Raw genomic sequence first — 612 nt, 5'->3', positions numbered from 1 at the left:
GTCATATCTTATTAATCGTAGGACAAACAGGTTCGGGTAAAAGTTTGACAATGAGTCAAATGATATTGAGCGGTATGTTTAATAAAAGCCCTAAAGATATTCAATTTGCCTTTTACGACCCAACACGTGTTGAATATTTAGAATATAAGAATTCCCCGTTTCTAATGAAAGACATAATGTGTCACACTGAAGAATTAGAAGAGCATTTAATAGAATTAACAGACATACTTGATAAAAGAATGAAACAACTTGTAGATACAAAAACTATAGATATAGAAAGATATAATAAATATGCAAGGGAAAATGATTTAGAACAGTTGCCGTATATTATTACAGTTATTGATGAAATTGCAGTCCCATCTTGTGAAAGTCCTGAAATTCAAGAACAGCTTGTTAGAATAATGCAAAATTCAAGATCAGTAGGTATTTATTTTATTATTGGAACACAAACACCAAACAGAAATGTAATAAACGGTACATTAAAAGCAAATATACCTAATCGTATTGCAATGAAAGTTTTTGGAAAAAAAGAAAGCATGATTACAATTGATGAAGTAGGTGCAGAACAATTAAATGGTCGTGGAGAAATGATTTATAAAGATGCGGATGGAC

The 612-nt window shown here is 30.6% G+C and carries 1 protein-coding gene; it reads left to right on the top strand.

What is annotated here, in order from left to right; genetic code table 11:
- Nucleotides 1-612: FtsK/SpoIIIE domain-containing protein (locus ACF91D_RS31365; protein WP_392438640.1), on the top strand; the 612-nt coding region annotated here is incomplete at both ends.

It is taken from the genome of Staphylococcus sp. 231237_7MaSpsaltlick, from assembly GCF_043107035.1.
Note: the sequence above shows the minus strand (reverse complement) of the source record. Positions and strands in the feature narration are given on the sequence as shown.